Raw genomic sequence first — 19,164 nt, forward strand, 5'->3', positions numbered from 1 at the left:
TGTCCACCTTACCAATTTGTTGCCTTGGAAACCGCCTTGAGTAGTGTGCACGAGACTGCCTGCCCGCGTCTGAACGCGGAGATGACTGAACAGGAACTCCTTAAAATTCAATCAATTAAGAACATTTCTGCGAAATTTTAAGGAATCCCGGCCGCCCCTCTAAATCGTGTGATTACAGAAGCATTTGGGTGTTTTTACACAAATCGCGGCCACTCCTCCATCAGGTCATTGTACTTACGGAGTATCTGATGGCCAACATGGCAGGCAAATTATAAATCCAGCAGCAAGGTGGCAGTTTTGGCGCGTGAGCAGCAAGGAGTGAACTGATTATTGGCAGCCTGTTCCGACTCGTCCAGATACAGGTCGCGGTGGTCGGGCACACCATCCAGCACGCGTGTCAGGCAGGTGCCGCACACGCCTTGCTCGCAGGAGGCAGGGATGAACACACCAGCAGCGCTCAGTACGCGTAGCACTGTGCTATCGGGTGGAATGACATACACCTTGCCGCTCGAAGCCAACTGTACTTCAAATGCCTGATTGCCAGCTTCGGCTGGAGCAGCAGCGGCACCGAAGTACTCCAGGTGCACCTGCTCTTGCGGCCAGTCGTGCGCTTTGGCTGTGGTCTTTACATGATCGATGAAACCGGCCGGACCGCACAGATAGATGTGGGTCTGGCGATCCAGTTGCATCAGCAGCGTGGGTAAATTCAGTTTTTGCTCGGCATTGCCAGTGTCGTAATGAAAATGCACTTGCGCCGAAAATCGCGATACTGCGATGCGCTGACTGAATGCGGTACGCTCGGGCGAACGCGTGCAATAGTGCATCTCGAATGCATCCCCCTGTTCCGACAGGGCTTCAGCCATGGCAAGAATCGGCGTGACGCCGATGCCGCCCGCCAGCAGCAAGCTGTGTTTGGCTTTGGTTAAGGGAAAATGATTCTTCGGTACGCTGATCTGCAAGATGTCGCCAGCTTTGATAGCTTCATGCATGGCTTGCGATCCGCCGCGTGAGGCCGGGTCGCGTAGCACACCTATCAGATAACTGTGACGTTCACCGGGTGGATTGCACAGCGAATATTGTCGCACCAGGCCAGTGCCGATATGCACGTCGATATGTGAGCCTGCAGTAAACGAGGGTAACTGCGCGCCGTCTGCGCGGACCAATTCGTAGCTGCAGATATCCTCTGCTTCGACGTGCTTGCGTTCTACCCGTACTTGTAGCAAACCGGCGCTCATATCGGCTGCTCCCGCTCCAGCCACTGATCCAGCACGCGGCGTGACTGCACGCCACCGGCATCGATATTCAACATCAGCAACTTGCGTTCAGGATGACGCAGGATATTGGCTTGCTGCCGTTCCAGCATCTCGCGGTCTTCGCCGAAGATCTTGCCCTGGCCTTCACGGATGGTGGCAGTCAGTTCCTTGTCGTCTGGCCTGAAATTGCGCGCCATGCCCCAAAAATACCAATGCGAGGTTTCCGTTTCTGGTGTAATGAAATCAACCACAATGCTCGACGCCTTGTGCTGCAGATCGGCGTCATAGCCACCCTTGCCTGCATGTGCGACGCCAACCTCGATCATGACGTGACTGGGTGGCGTGAAGCGGCAGATTTGCCAGCGGTCCACCGGCACGTCATCTGCCAGGCCGTTACCACGCAGGGCAGCGCGCCAGAACGGTGGTGCCATGATATTTTCCATAAAGCGACTGGTGATGACTTCTTCGCCCTCGACGCGGGTGTGGACAGGTGCCTCGTCAATCTCTTTCTGGCCAATGCTGGACGCATGCACATAGGTTTCGTGCGTCAGGTCCATCAGGTTATCGATCATCAACCGGTATTCGCAGTTGATGTGATACAGCCCGCCACCATATGCCCATTCTGGATTGACTGCCCATTCCAGGTGGTGGATTTTGGCCGGATCGGCCAGTTCACGCTCCCCTGTCCAGACCCAGATAAAACCATAGCGCTCCTCCACCGGGTAGCTGCGGATACAGGGGAAACCACGCACACGCTGCCCCGGCATGCTGATCGCCTTGCCATCGCAACCCATCTCCAGCCCATGATAGCCGCACACCAACTGGCCATCGCGCACAGAGCCCAGTGACAGTGGCGCACCGCGGTGCGGGCAAAAATCCTCCACTGCCGCAACCTTGCCTTCCGGCCCGCGATAGAACACTATCTGCTCACCGCAAATTTTACGGCCTAGCGGCTTGGCTTCGATTTCGTCCGGTGTACAAGCTACATACCAGGTATTTTTAGGGAACATCACAGTCTCCTTTTTTTAATTTCGAATTAATATTCAGTGCACTGAATGTAGTAGAGTATAGACTTAAATTTGGCGATGTAAACGTCGCACGTGATTTTTTTTACGTAGCGCCGCACCAGTTGAGAAAGCACTATGCGAAAAACAGAAAGCAAGCTGATTGACTTGTATGAACATCCGGGCCATTTGTTGCGCCGTGCGCAACAAATATCAGTGTCGATTTTTTACGACGAAATGGGTGACGAGCTAACGCCAGTGCAATATGCAATGCTGCGTAACCTTGAAAATCATGAAGGCATAGACCAGGTGTCGCTGTCTGCCATCAGTGGCATTGACACCTCGACCGGTGCCACCGTCTGCGCACGACTGGAGGAAAAGGGACTACTGGAACGCCGGGTCATCCCTACCAATCGCCGCCAGCGCGCACTGACCATCACCAGCGCTGGCGAGCAACTGTTGAACGATCTGGTTCCCGCTTCACAACGGTTGCGGCGTCGTTTGCTGGCACCGCTCACGGAGGTGGAACAGCAGCAATTCATGAAGCTGCTAAGCAAACTTGTGCAGGAAAACAACGAGCAAAGTCGTGCCCCACTCGCCGATAGCCTGCCAGCCACGCGCGAGGTAAACTGATGTAAAAATATCCGATTCATCATGTTAGGAGACATCATGAATCGTTACGCCATCGCCAGCTTGACCGCCCTGTTCCTTGCGCAGACCGCTGGCAAGGCCGACGCCATCGCTCTGGTTGATAAGGCGGTGGCAAATATCCAGAAAAAAGGTTTTGATGAAGCCTGCAAAGATTTCTCCGATACCAAGGGAGACTTTATTCAGGGCGACCTGTATGTGTTTGTCCAGGATGCCATGATATCAGGTGATGGCGACGAGGCGGTCGAGCTTTTCGCCATCGGCTAACAAGCTGGCACTGTCCGAATCGTGCACGATACACCCGCGATCAAGCACGATGGCGCGCTGGGTGAGTGACAGCGCCAAACGTGCATGCTGCTCAACCACAATCACCGACATGCCCTCATCCTGCACCAGCTTGCGTATCACGCGCAGCAGTTCCTGCACGATGATGGGTGCCAGGCCTTCCATAGGCTCGTCCAACAGCAAAATGCGTGGGTTGGTCATCAGTGCGCGTGCAATTGCCACCATCTGTTGCTCGCCCCCAGACAACTGGTTACCCATGTTGGAACGGCGCTCGAACAAGCGCGGGAATATCTGGTAAACCTTTTGCAGATTCCATGGACCGGGACGTGCCACCACCGTCAGATGTTCTTCCACCGTCAATGAGGGAAACATATGCCGTTCCTGCGGTACCCAGCCCAGGCCCGCACGTGCGCGCTGATGCGTGGACATGCGCCCGATGTCGTGCCCCGCCCAGCGTAAGACACCTTTGTGCAGTCGCGTCAATCCCATCAGCGTCATCAATAGACTGGTTTTGCCAACGCCGTTGCGACCGAGTAAGGCCAGACTGTCGCCTTCTTGCAGTACGAGCGACACGTCTTCCAGTACCACTGATTCTCCATAACCTGCGCAGACTTTATCAAGTGCCAACAACTCACGCATATTCTGCCTCGCCCAGATAGACTTCCCTTACACGCGGGTCCGCCGCAATTTCGGCCGGTGTGCCCTCGGTCAGCACCTTGCCAGCGACCAGGACTGTGATGCGGTCGGCGAAACGGAATACCAACCCCATATCATGCTCAATAAATAGCACCGTGACATCGTGCGGCAACTGGGACAGCACCTCAAACAGCTCCTTGCTTTCCGCCTGCGGGATGCCTGCTGCCGGTTCGTCCAATAGCAGGATGCGCGGCTTGGTGGCCAGTGCCAGCGCAATTTCTACCAATCGCTGTTTGCCATATGCCATGTTGCGTGTGATGCTATTGGCCTGGTCACTTAAATGAAGTGTCGCCAGCAGAGCCATCGCCTCGTCGACGACATCTGCTTGCCGGGCTACAGTCTGATGCCAGACAGACTGCAGCCCGCGCCGTTCGCAAATTGCCAGCACCACAGACTCTATTACCGTCATGCCAGCGAACAGGGTGCTGAGCTGGAAGGTGCGTGTCATGCCACGTTGCACACGACGGTGCTGTGGCAGATGCGTGATGTCTTCGCTGCCCAGATACACCTTGCCACTGCTAGGCATGAGACTGCCGGTCAGTAGATTGATAAAAGTGGTTTTGCCTGCGCCATTGGGGCCGATCAGCGCATGGCGCGCACCGGGTTCGAAGCTCAGGTTGATATCGCTATTAGCGACAAATGCGCCCCACTGTTTACTCAAGCCTTCGGTGCGCAATGTGATGTCTGCATTGTTGTTACTGACATGCTTCATGCTTGCTCCTTGCGCAGCCATGATTTAAGACGACAGGCCAGTACTTCCAATCCGCCCAAAATACCACCACGTGCAAACAGTACGATCACTACTAGTAGCAGGCCGATATAAAATTGCCAGTAAGCCGGATTCAGGCCGGACAGATAGTCTTGTGCCAGCATGAACACCGCCGCACCGATCAGTGCACCGTAGAGACGACCAGTACCGCCCAGCACCAGTATGATCAGCAACTCGGCTGAACGCGGAAAACCCAGCGAGTCCAGCCCGACAAACTGTGTGGTTTGTGCCAGCAACGCACCCGCCAGACCAGCCACTGTCGCAGCGACCGTGAACACGGCTACCAGGCGGCGATTGACATTGACACCCAGTGCAGGCATGCGACGCACGCCCTCGCGAATGCCAATCAGACTCAGGCCGAACGGCGACTTTACCAACCGGCGCAGCAACAAAAATACGATGAATAACACGGCCAGGCTGTAGCAATAAGCGACATTGCCATTAAGATCGAACTCGAAGACACCGAACAATTTGCCGACCACCATACCAGACAAACCATCCACGCCACCAGTGAGGAAAGAGGCCTTGTTGGCCGCTTCAAACAGCATCAGGCCAATACCCAGCGTGACCATCAGGCGCGTCAGATCCTGGCCTCGTACCACGAGCCAGGATGTTACGAAGCCAAACAGGCCAGCCACTGCAGCACCGGCCAGCAGACCGCTGAACGGTTCGCTCCAGCCGTGTACGGACAACAGGCCAGTCGTGTAGGCGCCCAGGCCGAAAAAAGCGGCGTGCCCCAGTGAGACGATGCCGGCATAACCCAGCATCAGGTCCAGCGACAGTGCGAACAGGCCGGTGATCATGATCTGGCTGATCAGCACCAGATAACCAGGAAAAGCAAAATACGCCGCTACCGGCAGCAGCCAGAAAGCGATTTCCAGTGGCGTCCAGCGGTCATGCGGCAAACGTGGTATCGGCGTGATCTGAGCCTGGTTGATGGTTGTAGTTGAGACGGCATCTGCAGCCTGGATGGCTGTTTCGGTGACAGCATTCATGCTTTCCTCCGCATCAGGCCAGCCGGAAACAATATCAGCAACAGTACCATCAGGCCGTAGATGACAAAAGCACCTACTTGAGGCACATAGTATTTTCCAGCGACGTCGAACACACCCAGGATCAGCGCTGCCAGCAGCGGCCCCTTGATCGTCCCGGCACCACCCACAGCAACCACCAACAGGAAATAAACCATATACTTGATCGGAAAAGTCGGATCCAGCCCCAGCACGTCAATACCCAAACCGCCACCCAAACCAGCCAGGCCCGAACCCAGCGCGAAGGTCAGGCTAAACACCAGGTTGACATTGATGCCCAGGCCAGCAGCGGCAGTCTGGTTATCGACAGATGCACGGATCTGTGCACCGAAACGGGTACGTTCGATCAGCAATCCCAGGGCCAGGGTAACCAGCACCACCACTCCAATCAGGAACAGGCGATAAACACCCACATCCAATCCCAGCAGCGATACCTGGCCACGCAGCCAGTCCGGCAACGTTACAGGCTGTTGTGTCGGGCCGAACAACCAGGTAGCGCCAGCCACTGACATAAAGGTCAGACCAATAGAGAACAGCACCTGGTCCAGGTGGCTAGCCTGGTAGAGACGACGATACAGCAGTCGCTCCAGCACCAGTCCGGTGAAGGCGGATACCAGAAAAGCCAGCGGCAGTGATGCCAGAAACGGCACCCCCAGGCGCGACAGCAGTGTGACGCTGACATATCCACCCAGCATGGCGAAAGCGCCATGTGCCAGGTTAATGAAGTTCATCATGCCCATTGTTACCGACAGGCCGACGCTGATCAGAAACAAGAGGCTGCCATAGGCGATGCCATCGAACAGCACACCGGCGAAATTGGTCAGCACAGCCGTCTCTCGTTTTGATTTTGTTTGTTCATTTTTGTCTCCGCTGCTTGTCTACATGCACTGAATTATATTTTCGGTCACTTTCTTTTTTACACTCTCTCAATAATCATAGCAATGCCCTGCCCCACGCCTATGCACATGGTACACAAGGCGTAACGCCCACCGCTGCGATGCAGCTGGTAGCTTGCTGTGGTAACCAGGCGTGCGCCGCTCATGCCTAGCGGATGGCCCAGCGCGATGGCACCACCGTTCGGGTTGACGCGTGGGTCGTCATCACGCAGACCTAACTGGCGTAATACTGCCAGGCCTTGTGCGGCGAAGGCTTCGTTCAGTTCTATCACATCTATTTGATCCAATGTCAGACCGGTCTGACGCAGCAACTTTTGCACAGCCGGTACCGGGCCGATACCCATGACACGTGGTGCCACGCCAGCAGTTGCCATGCCGACGATGCGGGCCAAGGGCTTTAATCCATACTGGTGTGCCGCGTCCGCACTGGCGATCAATAGTGCGCAGGCACCGTCATTGATGCCAGATGCGTTGCCAGCGGTAACGCTACCGTCTACTCTGACCACACCTTTTAGTTTTGCCAACGCTTCCAGCGTGGTGGCGCGCGGATGCTCATCCTGGCTGACGATGACAGGATCACCTTTCTTCTGCGGCAGCGATACCGGAACAATTTCACGCGTAAAAAAACCTTCGGCGATGGCGATAGCAGCCTTGTTCTGGCTTGCCAGCGCAAACGCATCCTGGTCGGCGCGATTGATGCCATAATCCTGGGCCACGTTTTCTGCCGTTTCCGGCATGGTCTCGACGCCGTAAGCTTCTTTCAACGTCTTGTTGATGAAGCGCCAGCCCATGGTGGTGTCTTGCAGAGATGCATTGCGCGCAAATGCCGAATCGGTTTTGCCCATGACGAAAGGTGCACGTGTCATTGACTCGACACCACCGGCGATCAACAGACTGGCATCGCCAGCCTGGATGGCGCGTGCTGCCGTACCGATAGCATCCATTCCTGAACCACACAGACGGTTGATGGTAGAGCCAGGCACTTCCTGCGGCAAGCCAGCCAGCAAGGCCGACATGCGCGCCACATTGCGATTGTCTTCACCGGCCTGGTTGGCACAGCCGTAGAACACATCATCAATCATCGCCCAATCCACACCCGGATTGCGGCGCATAAGTTCACGCATAGGCAGTGCGCCGAGATCGTCCGCACGCACATCCTTTAACGCACCGCCGTAGCGCCCTATCGGCGTCCGCACTGCATCACAGATATAAGCTTCGTTCATGTCATTCTCTCTTATTTCAACGGCAACAGTGGTGCGCCGGTGACAGCTTGCAGTTCTTCAAAACTCAGGCCGGGGGCCATCTCGCGTACGGCCAATCCTTGCAGTGTCACGTCCAGCACGGCCAGGTCGGTATAAATACGGTTGACACAGGCCATGCCAGTCAAGGGATAGCTGCAATGCGTGACGATCTTGCTTTCACCTGTCTTGGTCTGGTGGTCCATCATCACAAATACCTGCTTGGCACCGATCGCCAGGTCCATTGCTCCGCCCACGGCCGGTATGGCATCAGGCGCACCGGTGTGCCAGTTGGCCAGGTCGCCATTGGATGCTACCTGGAAAGCACCGAGCACGCAGATGTCCAGATGACCACCGCGCATCATTGCGAACGAATCACCATGGTGGCAGTAAGCACCGCCCGTCAGCAGCGTAACAGGCTGTTTACCGGCGTTGATCAGGTCTTCGTCCTCCTGGCCTGTCGCTGGTGCAGGCCCCATGCCCAGCAGACCATTTTCGCTGTGCAGAAACACTTCACGATCGGCTGGCAGATGGTCGGCCACCTTGGTTGGCAGGCCGATGCCCAGGTTTACATAGGCACCTTCAGGAATATCCTGGGCCACGCGGGCCGCCATCTGGTCGCGGGTAAATTTGTTCATCATGCCACCTCCTGCACCACGCGTTGGACAAAGATGCCGGGCGTGATGATCTCTTCAGGATCCAATTCGCCCAGTGCCACCACCTGTCGCACCTGCGCAATGGTAGTCCTGGCTGCCATTGCCATGATGGGGCCGAAGTTACGGGCCGTCTTGCGATACACCAAGTTGCCCCAGCGATCGCCGTGCAACGCTTTGATCAGCGCAAAGTCGGCGTGAATCGGCGCTTCCAGCACATAGTGGCGGCCATTGATAAAGCGTGTCTCTTTGCCCTCCGCCAACTGCGTGCCGTAGCCGGTTGGCGAAAAGAAGCCGCCGATGCCGGCACCGGCAGCACGGATACGTTCGGCCAGGTTGCCCTGAGGAGTCAGTTCCAGTTCAATTTCGCCAGCGCGGTATAGCGCGTCAAAATGATGGGAGTCGCTCTGACGCGGGAAGGAACAGATGATCTTGCGCACCCGCTTCATCTTGAGCAGCGCGGCAAGCCCGGCTTCACCATTGCCCGCGTTGTTGTTGACGATGGTGAGGTCGCGAGCACCCTGTGCGATCAGTGCGTCGATCAGCGCGGACGGCATGCCTGCATTGCCGAAGCCTCCAATCATGACCGTTGCGCCGTCGTGAATATCAGTCACGGCGCGCTCCAGCGATTCATAAATCTTATCAATCATATGTCTGCCCTTGTGATTCACTTTGCTATTCATATGTGCGATAATCGAACAAATGATTGTTTATCGCACATATAGTGTAACAACGTCGCATCCTCGAGGTCAACAAATAAAACTATTGAACTTAGCGACTGCATTAAAATCACGTCATGACCAAGACCACTAAAGCTACCAAGACCAAAACCACCGCTGCTGAAGCCGGGCAAGATCACGAACCAAGCATTTCGGAGCAGATCGATGCGATGACTGATCCCAGTTTCATGACCTCACTGGCACGTGGTCTGGCGGTAGTGCGCGCCTTCAGCGATTCTCGCAAACCTCAGACCATCGCCAATATCAGCCAGAAAACCGGGATTCCGCGTGCTGCAGTGCGGCGCTGCCTGCATACCTTGCGTGAGCTGGGTTATGTGGATGCAGAGTTGAACAATTTTTCTCTGCGCCCCAAGGTGCTGACGCTGGGATATTCCTACCTGTCATCAACACCGTTAACGGTGTCAGCCCAGCCTTACCTGAACAACATCAGCCGCAGCCTGAACGAATCGAGTTCACTGGCAGTGCTGGATGACGATGAAGTGTTGTATGTTGCACGCGCCGCCACTTCGCGTGTGATGTCGGTGGCGCTGAACACCGGTAGCCGCCTGCCCGCCTACTGCACCTCACTCGGCCGCGTGATGCTGGCACACCTGTCGCCAGATGAACTGGATAAGTACCTTGGGCGCACAAGGCTACGGCCAATGACGGAAAACACGATAGTTAATCAGAAACGACTGCGCGAAGTTCTGGTCGGCGTACGCCAGGCTGGCTATGCCATCAATGATGAGGAGCTGGAACTGGGTCTCCGTTCTATTGCCGTGCCAGTGCGGGGTGCATCTGGCACGGTGCTGGCAGCATTGAACGTTGGCGCACAAGCCTCCCGTGTCAGCGTAAAGCAACTGGAAAATGAATTTTTGCCGGTACTGTTGCGCGGCGCGCAAGAACTTTCGATATTGCTGCCCTAACAGCATGTTGCAGCAAGTATTCGGGCCGAATTCTGGCTGCATCCTTCATTCTGCCTCACTTTTGTTTTCATGATGAGCCATTTTAAAGTGTGCGATTAACGAACAATGGATTGTTAATCGCACACTCATTGGATACTATGCATGAAGTAATGAGTATCAACGAAAGCTACGTAGCAGAATTGATGTCTGTCGTTGCAGGCAAGCTCACCGCTAGCTTTATAAAGAAAACAGAACACAGAACGCATAGAACAATATAGGAGACCAGCATGACGATAAAAAGATTTGTATCAATGGTGACAATGGCAGCTGTCACATTGTTTGCACCACAACTGTCGTGGGCCGAAGACACCATCAAGATCGGCCTGATCGCCGCCTTTTCAGGCCCCTTCGCTGATTACGGCAAACAGATGGAGGCTGGCATCAAGACATGGATGGCGCAAAATGGCAGTACAGTGGCCGGCAAAAAAATCGAGATCATCGTTAAGGACACCACCGGCCCTTCGCCTGAAATCGCGAAGCGGCTGGCACAGGAACTGGTGGTACGCGACAAGGTAGACTTCCTGGCTGGCTTCAGCCTGACACCGGAAGCGCTGGCTGTCGCTCCCATCGCGGAGCAAGCGAAGAAGCCGATGATCATCATGAACGCAGCCACCTCTGCGATCACTGCCAAGTCCAATTACATCGTGCGGTTTTCGATGACACTAGCGCAGATTTCTGCACCCATGGCAACCTGGGCGGCAAAAAACAGCATCAAGAAGGTAGTGACGCTGGTGGCGGATTATGGATCCGGCATTGATGCCGAGACGGCGTTCAAGAATGAGTTTATCAAAGGTGGTGGCACGATAACTGAAGCGATCCGTGTTCCCCTGCGCAATCCTGAATTCGCACCCTATATTCAACGTGTCAAGGACGCCAAGCCAGATGCCGTGTTTATTTTTGTGCCAGCTGGCGAGCAAGGTGTGGCTTTCATGAAAGGCTACCGTGAGCGCGGCCTGGCTGCGGCGGGTATCAAGGTTATCGCCACCGGTGACCTGACCGATGACCACGTACTGCCTGCCATGGGTGATATCACATCAGGTGTGATCACCACCTTCCACTACTCGGCAGCACACAAGTCACCGGAGAACCTGGCTTTCCTGAAGAATTTTGCCGCTGCCAATCCAGGTGTGGGTCGTCCCAGCTTCATGGCGGTAGCGGCGTATGACAGCATGGCAGCAATCTATGAAGTAATAACGGCAAGATTGATGGAGACCAGGCCATGGCCATCCTGAAGAACATCCAGATCAACAGCCCACGCGGCCCAATCGCCATCGATCCACAAACCCGCGATATCGTGCAGACGGTTTATGTACGCAGGGTTGAAAAGGTCGGTGACGAATTCTATAACGTTGAATTCGACCAGTTCCTTAACCAAAAAGATCCTGGCAAATAAGGGGATGCATAAAGCGACGAAAGTCCTGCCGTCCATTTCCCTGAAAATTGTCTCCTCCTGTGTTCAGCTGGCGGAGACAAACAGGATCATGTCAGACCGGATCTGAGCCCTGCTGCAATTTTTTCATCCGGTATGACAACTGTGGACGCGTCAGGCCAAGCATGCGTGCTGCTGCGGACAGATTGCCATCGGCCCGTTCCACCGCCGCCAGTATCAAGGTACTTTCCAGATGGTCCAGCGACCAGCCCTGGTTCTGTTCCGACGCCTGTTGCAGCATGGCAGGCAACACATCCAGCAGCGCACCACTCGGTGGCGGTTCGGGCGCTGCGGCACCGTGGCCGGTCAGGCGGCCTGTCTGTGCTAACGAGAAATATGAGGTTTGTGATTCTTCTCCACTGGTAAACAGGTGGGGCAGATCGATAGGGCCATCTTCGTTGGCAAAGATGACGCCGCGCTCTACCAGGTTTTGCAGCTCGCGGATATTGCCTGGAAAGTGGTAGTTAAGCAAGGCATCGACCGCGCGCGCCGTAAAACCAGTCACACGACGCTGATGCTTTTGCCCATAGTGACGCATGAAGTAACCCATCAACAAAGGGATGTCGTCGCGCCGATCACGTAGCGGTGGCAAGTGGATGGGGAATACGTTCAGACGGAAGAACAGGTCTTCGCGAAAGCGTCCCTGCCGGATCTCTTCGCGCAGATCAACGTTGGTTGCTGCCACCAGCCGCACATCTACCTTTACGCTGCGCACACCCCCCACCCGTTCAATTTCGCCCTCTTGCAAGGCGCGCAGCAGCTTGCCCTGCGCGACCAGGCTGAGTGTTCCTATCTCATCAAGAAACAGGGTGCCGCCTGATGCGCGCTCGAAGCGGCCTGGCCGTGACTGGCTGGCACCAGTATAGGCACCACGCTCCACACCAAACAGTTCAGATTCGATGAGCGTCTCGGGGATTGCTGCGCAATTGACCGCCACAAAGGGCTGTCCCTTGCGGGCGCCAATCTGGTGCAGCATGTGAGCGAACAACTCTTTACCCACACCGGATTCGCCAGTGAACAACACCGTGGCTGCCGTTGGCGCGACTCGCTTGAGCATATGGCATGCCGCGTTGAAGGCAGACGATACACCCACCATTTCCTTCTCTCCGTAAGACCGCTCGTCATCGCCGGGCAACACTGCTGCCTGCTGATGTTGTCCAGGCCGGCCATAAGCAGTGGTACTGACAAAGGATTCCGCATTCAGAAAGCGCAAGTCTTCTTCAACGTTTTCCCATTCATCGGCTGGCTTGCCAATCAGGCGACAGTGCTTGTGGCCCATGGATGTACATTCAACCTCGCGGTAAATGGTCAGGCGCCCTATCATCGCGCTGGTGTAGCCGATGGCGTAGCCAGTCTGCATCCAGCAGGCAGGCTCGGTGCCAATGCCGAAATCGGCAGTGTGCACCTCGTCCTCACTGGAGTGATGCCACAGGAACTCGCCATGATAGGTGCCGCGTTCGACATCGAATTCAAAATGCAGCGGCTCGACCTTGACCGCACCTTCCAATGAGTGCATGCGTGGTCCTGCGGCAAACAGCGTGCCGGCATCGGCATCTGGCCAGCGCTCGCGCAGCAACTGGGCGTCGCGCGCACCGGCAGAGTAGCCGACTCGGGTCAACAAGCCGCGAGTACGCTCCGGGCCTATGCTCTCCAGCAGTTCGCGTCGAAGTGCACCAAGGGAGGTGGTATGCAACAACTGCATGCGCTGGCCGTTGAGCCAGATGCGTCCATCACCTGGCGAAAAGTGCAGGCTTTGCGTGAGATCTTCCAGCGTGGGTGCGGCACCCGCATGAAGCTGCGCACTATCGCCATGATTCAGCATCTTGCCGGTGGCGCGTGATACGTCAGACAGCGATACGCGATGGGGTTTGCTCATGTCTCCACTTTCATCGTCTTTTATCAAATCATACATCGGCAAATCTCCAGTTTGATCATTTCATCAATCGCATTCGCGATATCTTTTTTGTTGCGGTGCACTGCGCCAGACCCATCAACACCTTGGTAATACTCTGTACAGCAAGCACTTGGTGCACCGCAATAACATCGCCACACAAGGAGCTGGCACATAACTTGTAATAGCTAAGACAAAAGCGGCAAGCAGACTTTCATGCAACAAACATGCAAGCAGACTGACTTTCCCACCATTCCTCAATCAACAGGAGACAACATGACTGACGCAATCGCATTTTTACGCCCCGCGATCTGGCAAGACCGCATCTTCAACGGTGACTGGATTGCTGCCAAGGGCGGCAATCACACCTTCACTGAACCCGCCACAGGCGAGCAACTGGGTCGCATCGGTCTGGCGAATGCCGATGATGTGGCGTTGGCCGCCGTACAAGCACGCGCCGTACAAACTGCATGGGCCACCAGCGACTACAAGGAACGTGCCGCCATCTTTCGCAAGGCTGCCGCGCTGATCAACGAACACCACGACGAGTTGGCCGTATGGATCGTGCGCGAGACCGGCGCAATTCGCCCCAAAGCCGATCTGGAGTTGCGTGAAGCATGTGCACATCTGCAGGAAGCTGCAGCAATGCTGACCCAGCCCAAGGGGCAGCTACTGGCTTCGGGCAGCGGCCAGATGAGTATCGCCCGTCGTGTTCCGCACGGCGTGGTGGGTGTGATCTCGCCTTTCAATTTTCCACTTATCCTGTCAATCCGCTCGATCGCACCGGCACTCGCTACTGGCAATACGGTGGTGCACAAGCCAGACCTGCAAACACCGGTCAGTGGTGGTGTGCTGATCGCCCGTATCTTCGAAGCCGCTGGCTTGCCGAAAGGCGTGCTGCATGTGTTACCTGGTGCAGCCGAAGCCGGCCAGGCCATGTGCAGCCATCCCGACATCGCCATGATTGCCTTTACCGGATCAACGGCGGTGGGCCGCAGCATAGGAGAAGTAGCTGGCCGCAACCTGAAAAAGATGTCGCTGGAACTGGGTGGCAAAAACTCGTTGATTATCCTTGACGATGCTGATCCAGACATCGCCGCCGCCAACGTCGCCTGGGGTGCCTATTTGCATCAGGGCCAGATCTGCATGGCCTCTGGCCGCATCCTGCTCCAGCGTGGCATCGCCGATGCTGTCATAGAACGGGTGGTCACCAAGGCCCGTCATCTGCCGGTGGGTGATCCGATGAAAGGCCAGGTCGCACTGGGTCCGTTGATCAATGCGCGCCAGGTACAGCGTCTGCAAGGCATTGTCGAAGACAGTGTGGCCGCAGGTGCCACCCTGCTGGCAGGCGGCAGTTATGACCGGCAGTTCTACCAGCCTACCGTGCTGACCGATGTCCGGCCCGGCATGCGCTGCTTCGAGGAAGAACTGTTTGGTCCCGTCGCCTCGATCACCGTGTTCGACACTGACCAGGAAGCGATAGCCCTGGCCTCTGCCACCAGTGGCTGTCTGGCACTGGGTGTGATCACACCGACCCTGGCGCGCGGCATGTACATCGTGGATCGCGTACCGGCTGGCCACGTCCACATCAATGACCAGACCGTACTGGCCGAAGCGCACGCGCCATTTGGCGGCGGTGGCACCTCGGGTAACGGCGGCCGCCACGGTGGTGCGGTTGACTGGGATGAATTCACGCAATGGCAGTGGCTGACGATGAAAACCGAAGCGCCACGCTATCCCTTCTGACTCAACAACACAACATCAACCAGGAGACAACATGAAATTACGTAACAAGACCATCGTCGTTACCGGTGCCGCCTCAGGTATCGGTGCCGAGGTAGCACGTCTGGTGCGCTTTGAAGGCGCCACAGTGATCGGCATGGATCGCAACGAACCGGGACTGACACTGGACGGTTTCGTCACCGTTGACATGGGGCAGACAGCCAGCATAGATGCAGCTATCGCCAAGCTGCCGCAGCGCGTGGACGCATTGTGCAATATTGCTGGCGTGCCCGGCACTGCTGACCCGGCGTTGCTGGCGCGTGTCAATTACCTTGGCTTGCGCCATCTGACTGAAGGCATATTGCCGCGCATGCCGGCTGGCAGCTCGATTGTCAACGTTGCCTCCATCCTGGGCGCGGAATGGCCAGAGCGCACTGCCCTGCACAAAGAACTGGCTGCTACAAACGGCTTCGCAGCCGGGCTGGCCTGGCTGGAAGCACACCCAGTGGCGGCTGACACCTGCTACCAGTATTTCAAGGAGGCGCTGATTGTCTGGACCTATACGCAATCGCAGCCGTGGTTCCTGGAACATTCCGTGCGCATGAATTGCGTGGCGCCCGGCCCGGTCTTCACACCGATTTTGGGCGACTTCGTATCCATGCTGGGTGAAGAGCGCGTTCAGCGTGACGCCCACCGCATGAAACGACCAGCCTATGCAGACGAAGTGGCCGCCGCCATCAGTTTTCTTTGCAGTGACGACGCACGCTGGATCAGCGGCGTCAACCTGCCGGTGGACGGAGGACTGGTTTCGACTTTTATCTGATGCATCCCATCCGTCCGGCTGCGCGTCAGCGGCCACACAACTATAATGAGGAGACTATACATGCAAGCGAATAAACGCCTGAGTCCAACCCTGTTGGCACTGGCTGTGGCAGCCGCACTACCGACCACCCACGCCCACGCTTACGAGTTTGAGACCGACAATCCTGATCTTAAGATCAGCTGGAACAATACCTTTAAATACAGTAGCGCCTATCGTCTGAAAGATGCTGATACGCGTTTGCTGGCCAATGGTTATCCATCAGCCGGCCCGGGCGACTTTACCGGCTATAATCTCGACGACGGTAACCAGAACTTCCGCAACAAGGGCATCGTTTCAAACCGCATCGACTGGCTGTCCGAGTTCGACGCCGGCACCCGCAACTTCGGCATGCGCATCAGCGCTGCAGCCTGGTACGATACCGCCTACAACCGGAGTAACGACAACGCATCCTACGGTAGTAACGCTGCGACCTTGCTCGGTAACGCTGGCAACAGCTTCACTGACGGCACCCGTACGCTGCATGGTCGCAATGCGGAACTACTGGATGCCTTCGTCTTTGCCAAGGGTTCGTTAGGTGAGTTACCTGGCACTGTGCGTGTTGGTCGCCACACACTGCAGTATGGTGAAAGTCTGTTTTTCGGTGCCAACGGCATCGCCAATGCACAAGGACCGGTGGATCTGGTCAAACTGCTGAGCGTACCGGGTGCGCAGTTCAAGGAAATACTGCGTCCTGTCAACCAGATCTCGGGCCAATTGCAAGTGTTGCCGAATGTGTCGATTGGCGGCTACTACCAGTTTGAATGGCGGCCAACGCAGATTCCCGGTGTTGGCAGCTATCTCAGCTCCTACGATGCGGCAGGTGCAGGCAGCAGCGCTTTCCTGGTGGCACCGACCAACAGTGGCGCGCCAGCCTTCTATACCATTGCAGACATGAAGGCGAAGAACTCTGGCCAGGGCGGCCTGCAGATCAAGTTCACGCCTGCTGGTTCGGATGTCGAATATGGTCTGTACGCCGCGCGTTACCATGACAAGACGCCCTACTTCTACCTGCGATTTGCGCCTGCATTTCCACCCGGCGCACCGTCCGCCGTGCAGGCAGTGTATGCGGAAGGCATCAACACCTTCGGCGCCAGTGCCAGTACAGTTCTGTTGGGTGCAAACGTGGCTGCCGAAATCTCGGTACGTCGTAATACACCATTGGTCAGTGATCCCACGCCAAACTTTTTGTCCAGGGCCGGCACCGGCATTTCTGCCGATAATAGTGGCAACCCGGCCTACGCTGTCGGTAACACGGCGCACATCAATCTGTCGGCGATTTACGTCATGCCGACCACAGCGTTCTTTCAGGGGGCGTCACTGCTTGGCGAGTTGGCATGGAACCGCGCTACCAGCGTTACCTGGCAAGGTTCGCTCGACCCTAACACCACACGCGATGCCACTTCGGCGCGCATGATCTTCGAACCGTCCTATTATCAGGTGATCAATGGGCTTGATCTGTCGGTTCCGATCGGTATCGGCTACAACATCGACGGTCGCTCGCGGGCCGTATTTAACTTCAATGGCGGTAGCTCGCACGGCGGAGATTTTAATATTGGCATCAACGCCACTTACCGCCAGGACTGGAAGATAGGCATTAACTACGTGCGCTTCCTTGGCGCAGCAGGCACCTTCCTGAAGAATAATCCGGCCACCAAAACACCAATACTGAGCTACGCCCAGTCGCTGGCAGACCGTGATTACCTTTCCTTCACTATAAAACGCGCATTCTAAGGACAAAACCAAAATGAAGACGACTATCAAATTCGCTGCCGCAGCCCTGACCCTGGCGTTCACCCTGTCAGATGTCGGCGCAGCCGTCACCGCCGACGAAGCGGCCAAGCTGCAGACCACCCTGACGCCATTGGGCGCAGAAAAGGCAGGTAACAAGGACGGCACCATCCCGGCCTGGGAAGGTGTCTATACCAAGGTGCAACCCGGCTTCAAGCCAGGCGACTTCCGCGTTGATCCCTTCGCCAGTGAAAAGCCGACGCTTGCCATTACCGGCAAGAATGTTGATCAGTACGCGGCCAAGTTGTCGGCCGCTACCGTGGCCTTGCTGAAAAAGTATCCAGGCTACCGTTTAGACGTGTTCACCACTCACCGCACTGGCGGCGCGCCATCCTGGGTGTACGACAATACGTTCAAGAACGCCACCCGCGCCAAATCAATTGACGGCGGTTTTGGTGTGGAAGGTGCCTACGGTGGCATTCCTTTCCCGATTCCGAAAACTGGCTACGAAGCAATCATGAACCACCGTTTGGCCTGGACTGGCGAGACGATACAGTTACCTATCCGCACCATCATCGTCACGCCAGACGGTAAACGCGCCATGGCCACCGAAGCCGAACAGACACTGATGCGCCCTTACTATTTCAAGGAAGGCAGTCTGGAAAAATTCGATGGCATCACTCAGTATGGGCGTCTGATCACCCGGGCGCCGGCGTCCAAGGCAGGCGAAGGCATTCTGGCTTATGACGGCATCGACGAAGCCCACCCTCGCGCCATCTGGCAATACCTGGTTGGTCAGCGTCGTGTACGCCGTGCGCCATCGGTGTCCTACGATACACCGGACTCGGTCACGTCGGGTATTGGCCTGTTCGATGAAGCCTTCATGCTGTTCGGACCCATCGATCATCACGAACTGAAGCTGATAGGTAAAAAGGAGATGTACATCCCCTACAACAATAATCGTGCTGGTGCTGCCAAGATCGCCGACCTGGTTGGTCCGCAGTTTCTCAATCCAGATCTGGTGCGCTGGGAATTGCACCGTGTATGGGAAGTGGAAGCGAATCTGATCCCAGGCAAACGTCACGTCGTGGCCAAGCGCCGCTATTACCTGGACGAAGATACCTGGCAGATCATCATGATCGATGGCTATGATGCTCAGGGCCAGATCTGGCGTGGCAACTACACACTGACATTGTTGGCACCAGACCTGCCGGCTGTACTTGGCAATATCATGTGGGGTACCTACAACGTGCAGACCGGTGCCTATCTGCTGAACGAAGCTTCGAACGACATGCCCTCCCAGGTCAAAGCCATCCCTCGTCTTCCGAGCAGCTATTTCGGACCGGAAGAGCTGGCCAACCAAGGCTCGCGCTAA

At 56.2% G+C, this 19,164-nt stretch carries 17 protein-coding genes and 1 pseudogene; 8 read left to right on the forward strand and 10 right to left on the reverse strand.

Annotation, left to right across the window (positions count from 1 at the left end):
• Positions 1-269: 269 nt before the first annotated feature.
• Together ACO0LD_RS05410 and ACO0LD_RS05415 are read right to left on the reverse strand one after the other, a co-directional pair.
• Complete coding sequence (locus ACO0LD_RS05410; RefSeq protein WP_423004511.1) at positions 270-1,235, reverse strand: PDR/VanB family oxidoreductase; 966 nt, start codon at positions 1,233-1,235, stop codon at positions 270-272.
• Complete coding sequence (locus ACO0LD_RS05415; RefSeq protein ID WP_423004513.1) at positions 1,232-2,263, reverse strand: Rieske 2Fe-2S domain-containing protein; 1,032 nt, start codon at positions 2,261-2,263, stop codon at positions 1,232-1,234. The genes ACO0LD_RS05410 and ACO0LD_RS05415 overlap by 4 nt, the downstream gene beginning before the upstream one ends.
• 132 nt (positions 2,264-2,395) lie before the next feature.
• Between ACO0LD_RS05415 and ACO0LD_RS05420 the strand changes: the two genes are divergently transcribed.
• Complete coding sequence (locus ACO0LD_RS05420; RefSeq protein WP_423004515.1) at positions 2,396-2,890, forward strand: MarR family winged helix-turn-helix transcriptional regulator; 495 nt, start codon at positions 2,396-2,398, stop codon at positions 2,888-2,890.
• Between the two features lie 36 nt (positions 2,891-2,926).
• Positions 2,927-3,172: a hypothetical protein gene (locus tag ACO0LD_RS05425; RefSeq protein ID WP_423004517.1), complete on the forward strand. Its 246-nt coding sequence runs from the start codon at positions 2,927-2,929 to the stop codon at positions 3,170-3,172.
• Here ACO0LD_RS05425 and ACO0LD_RS05430 read toward each other — a convergent pair.
• The 7 genes from ACO0LD_RS05430 to ACO0LD_RS05460 form a co-directional block, all read right to left on the reverse strand.
• A complete protein-coding gene (locus ACO0LD_RS05430) occupies positions 3,128-3,829 on the reverse strand; it encodes an ABC transporter ATP-binding protein (protein ID WP_423004519.1) in 702 nt (233 codons plus the stop codon). The genes ACO0LD_RS05425 and ACO0LD_RS05430 overlap by 45 nt on opposite strands.
• Complete coding sequence (locus ACO0LD_RS05435) at positions 3,822-4,598, reverse strand: ABC transporter ATP-binding protein (RefSeq protein WP_423004520.1); 777 nt, start codon at positions 4,596-4,598, stop codon at positions 3,822-3,824. Before ACO0LD_RS05435 ends, ACO0LD_RS05430 begins: the two co-directional genes overlap by 8 nt.
• The gene (locus ACO0LD_RS05440; RefSeq protein ID WP_423004522.1) at positions 4,595-5,650 is read right to left on the reverse strand and encodes a branched-chain amino acid ABC transporter permease; all 1,056 of its coding nucleotides are present in this window, start codon (positions 5,648-5,650) and stop codon (positions 4,595-4,597) included. Before ACO0LD_RS05440 ends, ACO0LD_RS05435 begins: the two co-directional genes overlap by 4 nt.
• Positions 5,647-6,513, reverse strand: a complete 867-nt coding sequence (locus ACO0LD_RS05445) for a branched-chain amino acid ABC transporter permease (RefSeq protein WP_423004524.1) — start codon at positions 6,511-6,513, stop codon at positions 5,647-5,649. Before ACO0LD_RS05445 ends, ACO0LD_RS05440 begins: the two co-directional genes overlap by 4 nt.
• Before the next feature lie 89 nt (positions 6,514-6,602).
• Positions 6,603-7,805, reverse strand: a complete 1,203-nt coding sequence (pcaF, locus tag ACO0LD_RS05450) for a 3-oxoadipyl-CoA thiolase (RefSeq protein WP_423004526.1) — start codon at positions 7,803-7,805, stop codon at positions 6,603-6,605.
• Positions 7,806-7,816: 11 nt separating this feature from the next.
• On the reverse strand, positions 7,817-8,458 hold the full coding sequence (locus ACO0LD_RS05455; RefSeq protein ID WP_423005031.1) for a CoA transferase subunit B: 642 nt from the start codon (positions 8,456-8,458) through the stop codon (positions 7,817-7,819).
• On the reverse strand, positions 8,458-9,123 hold the full coding sequence (locus tag ACO0LD_RS05460; RefSeq protein ID WP_423004528.1) for a 3-oxoacid CoA-transferase subunit A: 666 nt from the start codon (positions 9,121-9,123) through the stop codon (positions 8,458-8,460). The genes ACO0LD_RS05455 and ACO0LD_RS05460 overlap by 1 nt, the downstream gene beginning before the upstream one ends.
• Before the next feature lie 146 nt (positions 9,124-9,269).
• On the opposite strand from ACO0LD_RS05460, the gene ACO0LD_RS05465 reads away from it, so the two are divergent.
• Complete coding sequence (locus ACO0LD_RS05465; RefSeq protein WP_423004530.1) at positions 9,270-10,118, forward strand: IclR family transcriptional regulator domain-containing protein; 849 nt, start codon at positions 9,270-9,272, stop codon at positions 10,116-10,118.
• Positions 10,119-10,408: 290 nt separating this feature from the next.
• A pseudogene (locus tag ACO0LD_RS05470) lies at positions 10,409-11,550 on the forward strand (ABC transporter substrate-binding protein).
• Between the two features lie 91 nt (positions 11,551-11,641).
• Here the strand turns inward: ACO0LD_RS05470 and ACO0LD_RS05475 are convergent.
• Positions 11,642-13,462, reverse strand: coding sequence for a sigma 54-interacting transcriptional regulator (locus ACO0LD_RS05475; protein ID WP_423004532.1), 1,821 nt, complete (start codon positions 13,460-13,462; stop codon positions 11,642-11,644).
• Between the two features lie 291 nt (positions 13,463-13,753).
• Between ACO0LD_RS05475 and ACO0LD_RS05480 the strand changes: the two genes are divergently transcribed.
• Genes ACO0LD_RS05480 through ACO0LD_RS05495 form a run of 4 tightly spaced genes read left to right on the forward strand, consistent with a single transcriptional unit; the run spans position 13,754 to position 19,164 of the window.
• On the forward strand, positions 13,754-15,223 hold the full coding sequence (locus tag ACO0LD_RS05480; protein ID WP_423004534.1) for a benzaldehyde dehydrogenase: 1,470 nt from the start codon (positions 13,754-13,756) through the stop codon (positions 15,221-15,223).
• A gap of 31 nt (positions 15,224-15,254) precedes the next feature.
• Positions 15,255-16,022 (forward strand): coniferyl-alcohol dehydrogenase, encoded by a 768-nt coding sequence (locus ACO0LD_RS05485; RefSeq protein WP_423004536.1) that lies wholly within the window; start codon positions 15,255-15,257, stop codon positions 16,020-16,022.
• 45 nt (positions 16,023-16,067) lie between these two features.
• Complete coding sequence (locus ACO0LD_RS05490) at positions 16,068-17,792, forward strand: DUF1302 domain-containing protein (RefSeq protein WP_423004538.1); 1,725 nt, start codon at positions 16,068-16,070, stop codon at positions 17,790-17,792.
• A gap of 13 nt (positions 17,793-17,805) precedes the next feature.
• Entirely contained in the window at positions 17,806-19,164 is a 1,359-nt protein-coding gene (locus ACO0LD_RS05495; RefSeq protein ID WP_423004540.1) for a DUF1329 domain-containing protein, read from the forward strand.

The organism is Undibacterium sp. Ji83W, assembly GCF_049340385.1.
GTDB lineage: Bacteria > Pseudomonadota > Gammaproteobacteria > Burkholderiales > Burkholderiaceae_D > Undibacterium.

Bases quoted from the DNA above. Each gene is read 5' to 3' on its own strand.
- ACO0LD_RS05410 (WP_423004511.1), bottom strand. From the start codon at position 1,235: ATGAGCGCCGGTTTGCTACAAGTACGGGTAGAACGCAAGCACGTCGAA.
- ACO0LD_RS05415 (WP_423004513.1), bottom strand. From the start codon at position 2,263: ATGTTCCCTAAAAATACCTGGTATGTAGCTTGTACACCGGACGAAATC.
- ACO0LD_RS05420 (WP_423004515.1), top strand. From the start codon at position 2,396: ATGCGAAAAACAGAAAGCAAGCTGATTGACTTGTATGAACATCCGGGC.
- ACO0LD_RS05425 (WP_423004517.1), top strand. From the start codon at position 2,927: ATGAATCGTTACGCCATCGCCAGCTTGACCGCCCTGTTCCTTGCGCAG.
- ACO0LD_RS05430 (WP_423004519.1), bottom strand. From the start codon at position 3,829: ATGCGTGAGTTGTTGGCACTTGATAAAGTCTGCGCAGGTTATGGAGAA.
- ACO0LD_RS05435 (WP_423004520.1), bottom strand. From the start codon at position 4,598: ATGAAGCATGTCAGTAACAACAATGCAGACATCACATTGCGCACCGAA.
- ACO0LD_RS05440 (WP_423004522.1), bottom strand. From the start codon at position 5,650: ATGAATGCTGTCACCGAAACAGCCATCCAGGCTGCAGATGCCGTCTCA.
- pcaF (WP_423004526.1), bottom strand. From the start codon at position 7,805: ATGAACGAAGCTTATATCTGTGATGCAGTGCGGACGCCGATAGGGCGC.
- ACO0LD_RS05455 (WP_423005031.1), bottom strand. From the start codon at position 8,458: ATGAACAAATTTACCCGCGACCAGATGGCGGCCCGCGTGGCCCAGGAT.
- ACO0LD_RS05460 (WP_423004528.1), bottom strand. From the start codon at position 9,123: ATGATTGATAAGATTTATGAATCGCTGGAGCGCGCCGTGACTGATATT.
- ACO0LD_RS05465 (WP_423004530.1), top strand. From the start codon at position 9,270: ATGACCAAGACCACTAAAGCTACCAAGACCAAAACCACCGCTGCTGAA.
- ACO0LD_RS05475 (WP_423004532.1), bottom strand. From the start codon at position 13,462: ATGAGCAAACCCCATCGCGTATCGCTGTCTGACGTATCACGCGCCACC.
- ACO0LD_RS05480 (WP_423004534.1), top strand. From the start codon at position 13,754: ATGACTGACGCAATCGCATTTTTACGCCCCGCGATCTGGCAAGACCGC.
- ACO0LD_RS05485 (WP_423004536.1), top strand. From the start codon at position 15,255: ATGAAATTACGTAACAAGACCATCGTCGTTACCGGTGCCGCCTCAGGT.
- ACO0LD_RS05490 (WP_423004538.1), top strand. From the start codon at position 16,068: ATGAGGAGACTATACATGCAAGCGAATAAACGCCTGAGTCCAACCCTG.
- ACO0LD_RS05495 (WP_423004540.1), top strand. From the start codon at position 17,806: ATGAAGACGACTATCAAATTCGCTGCCGCAGCCCTGACCCTGGCGTTC.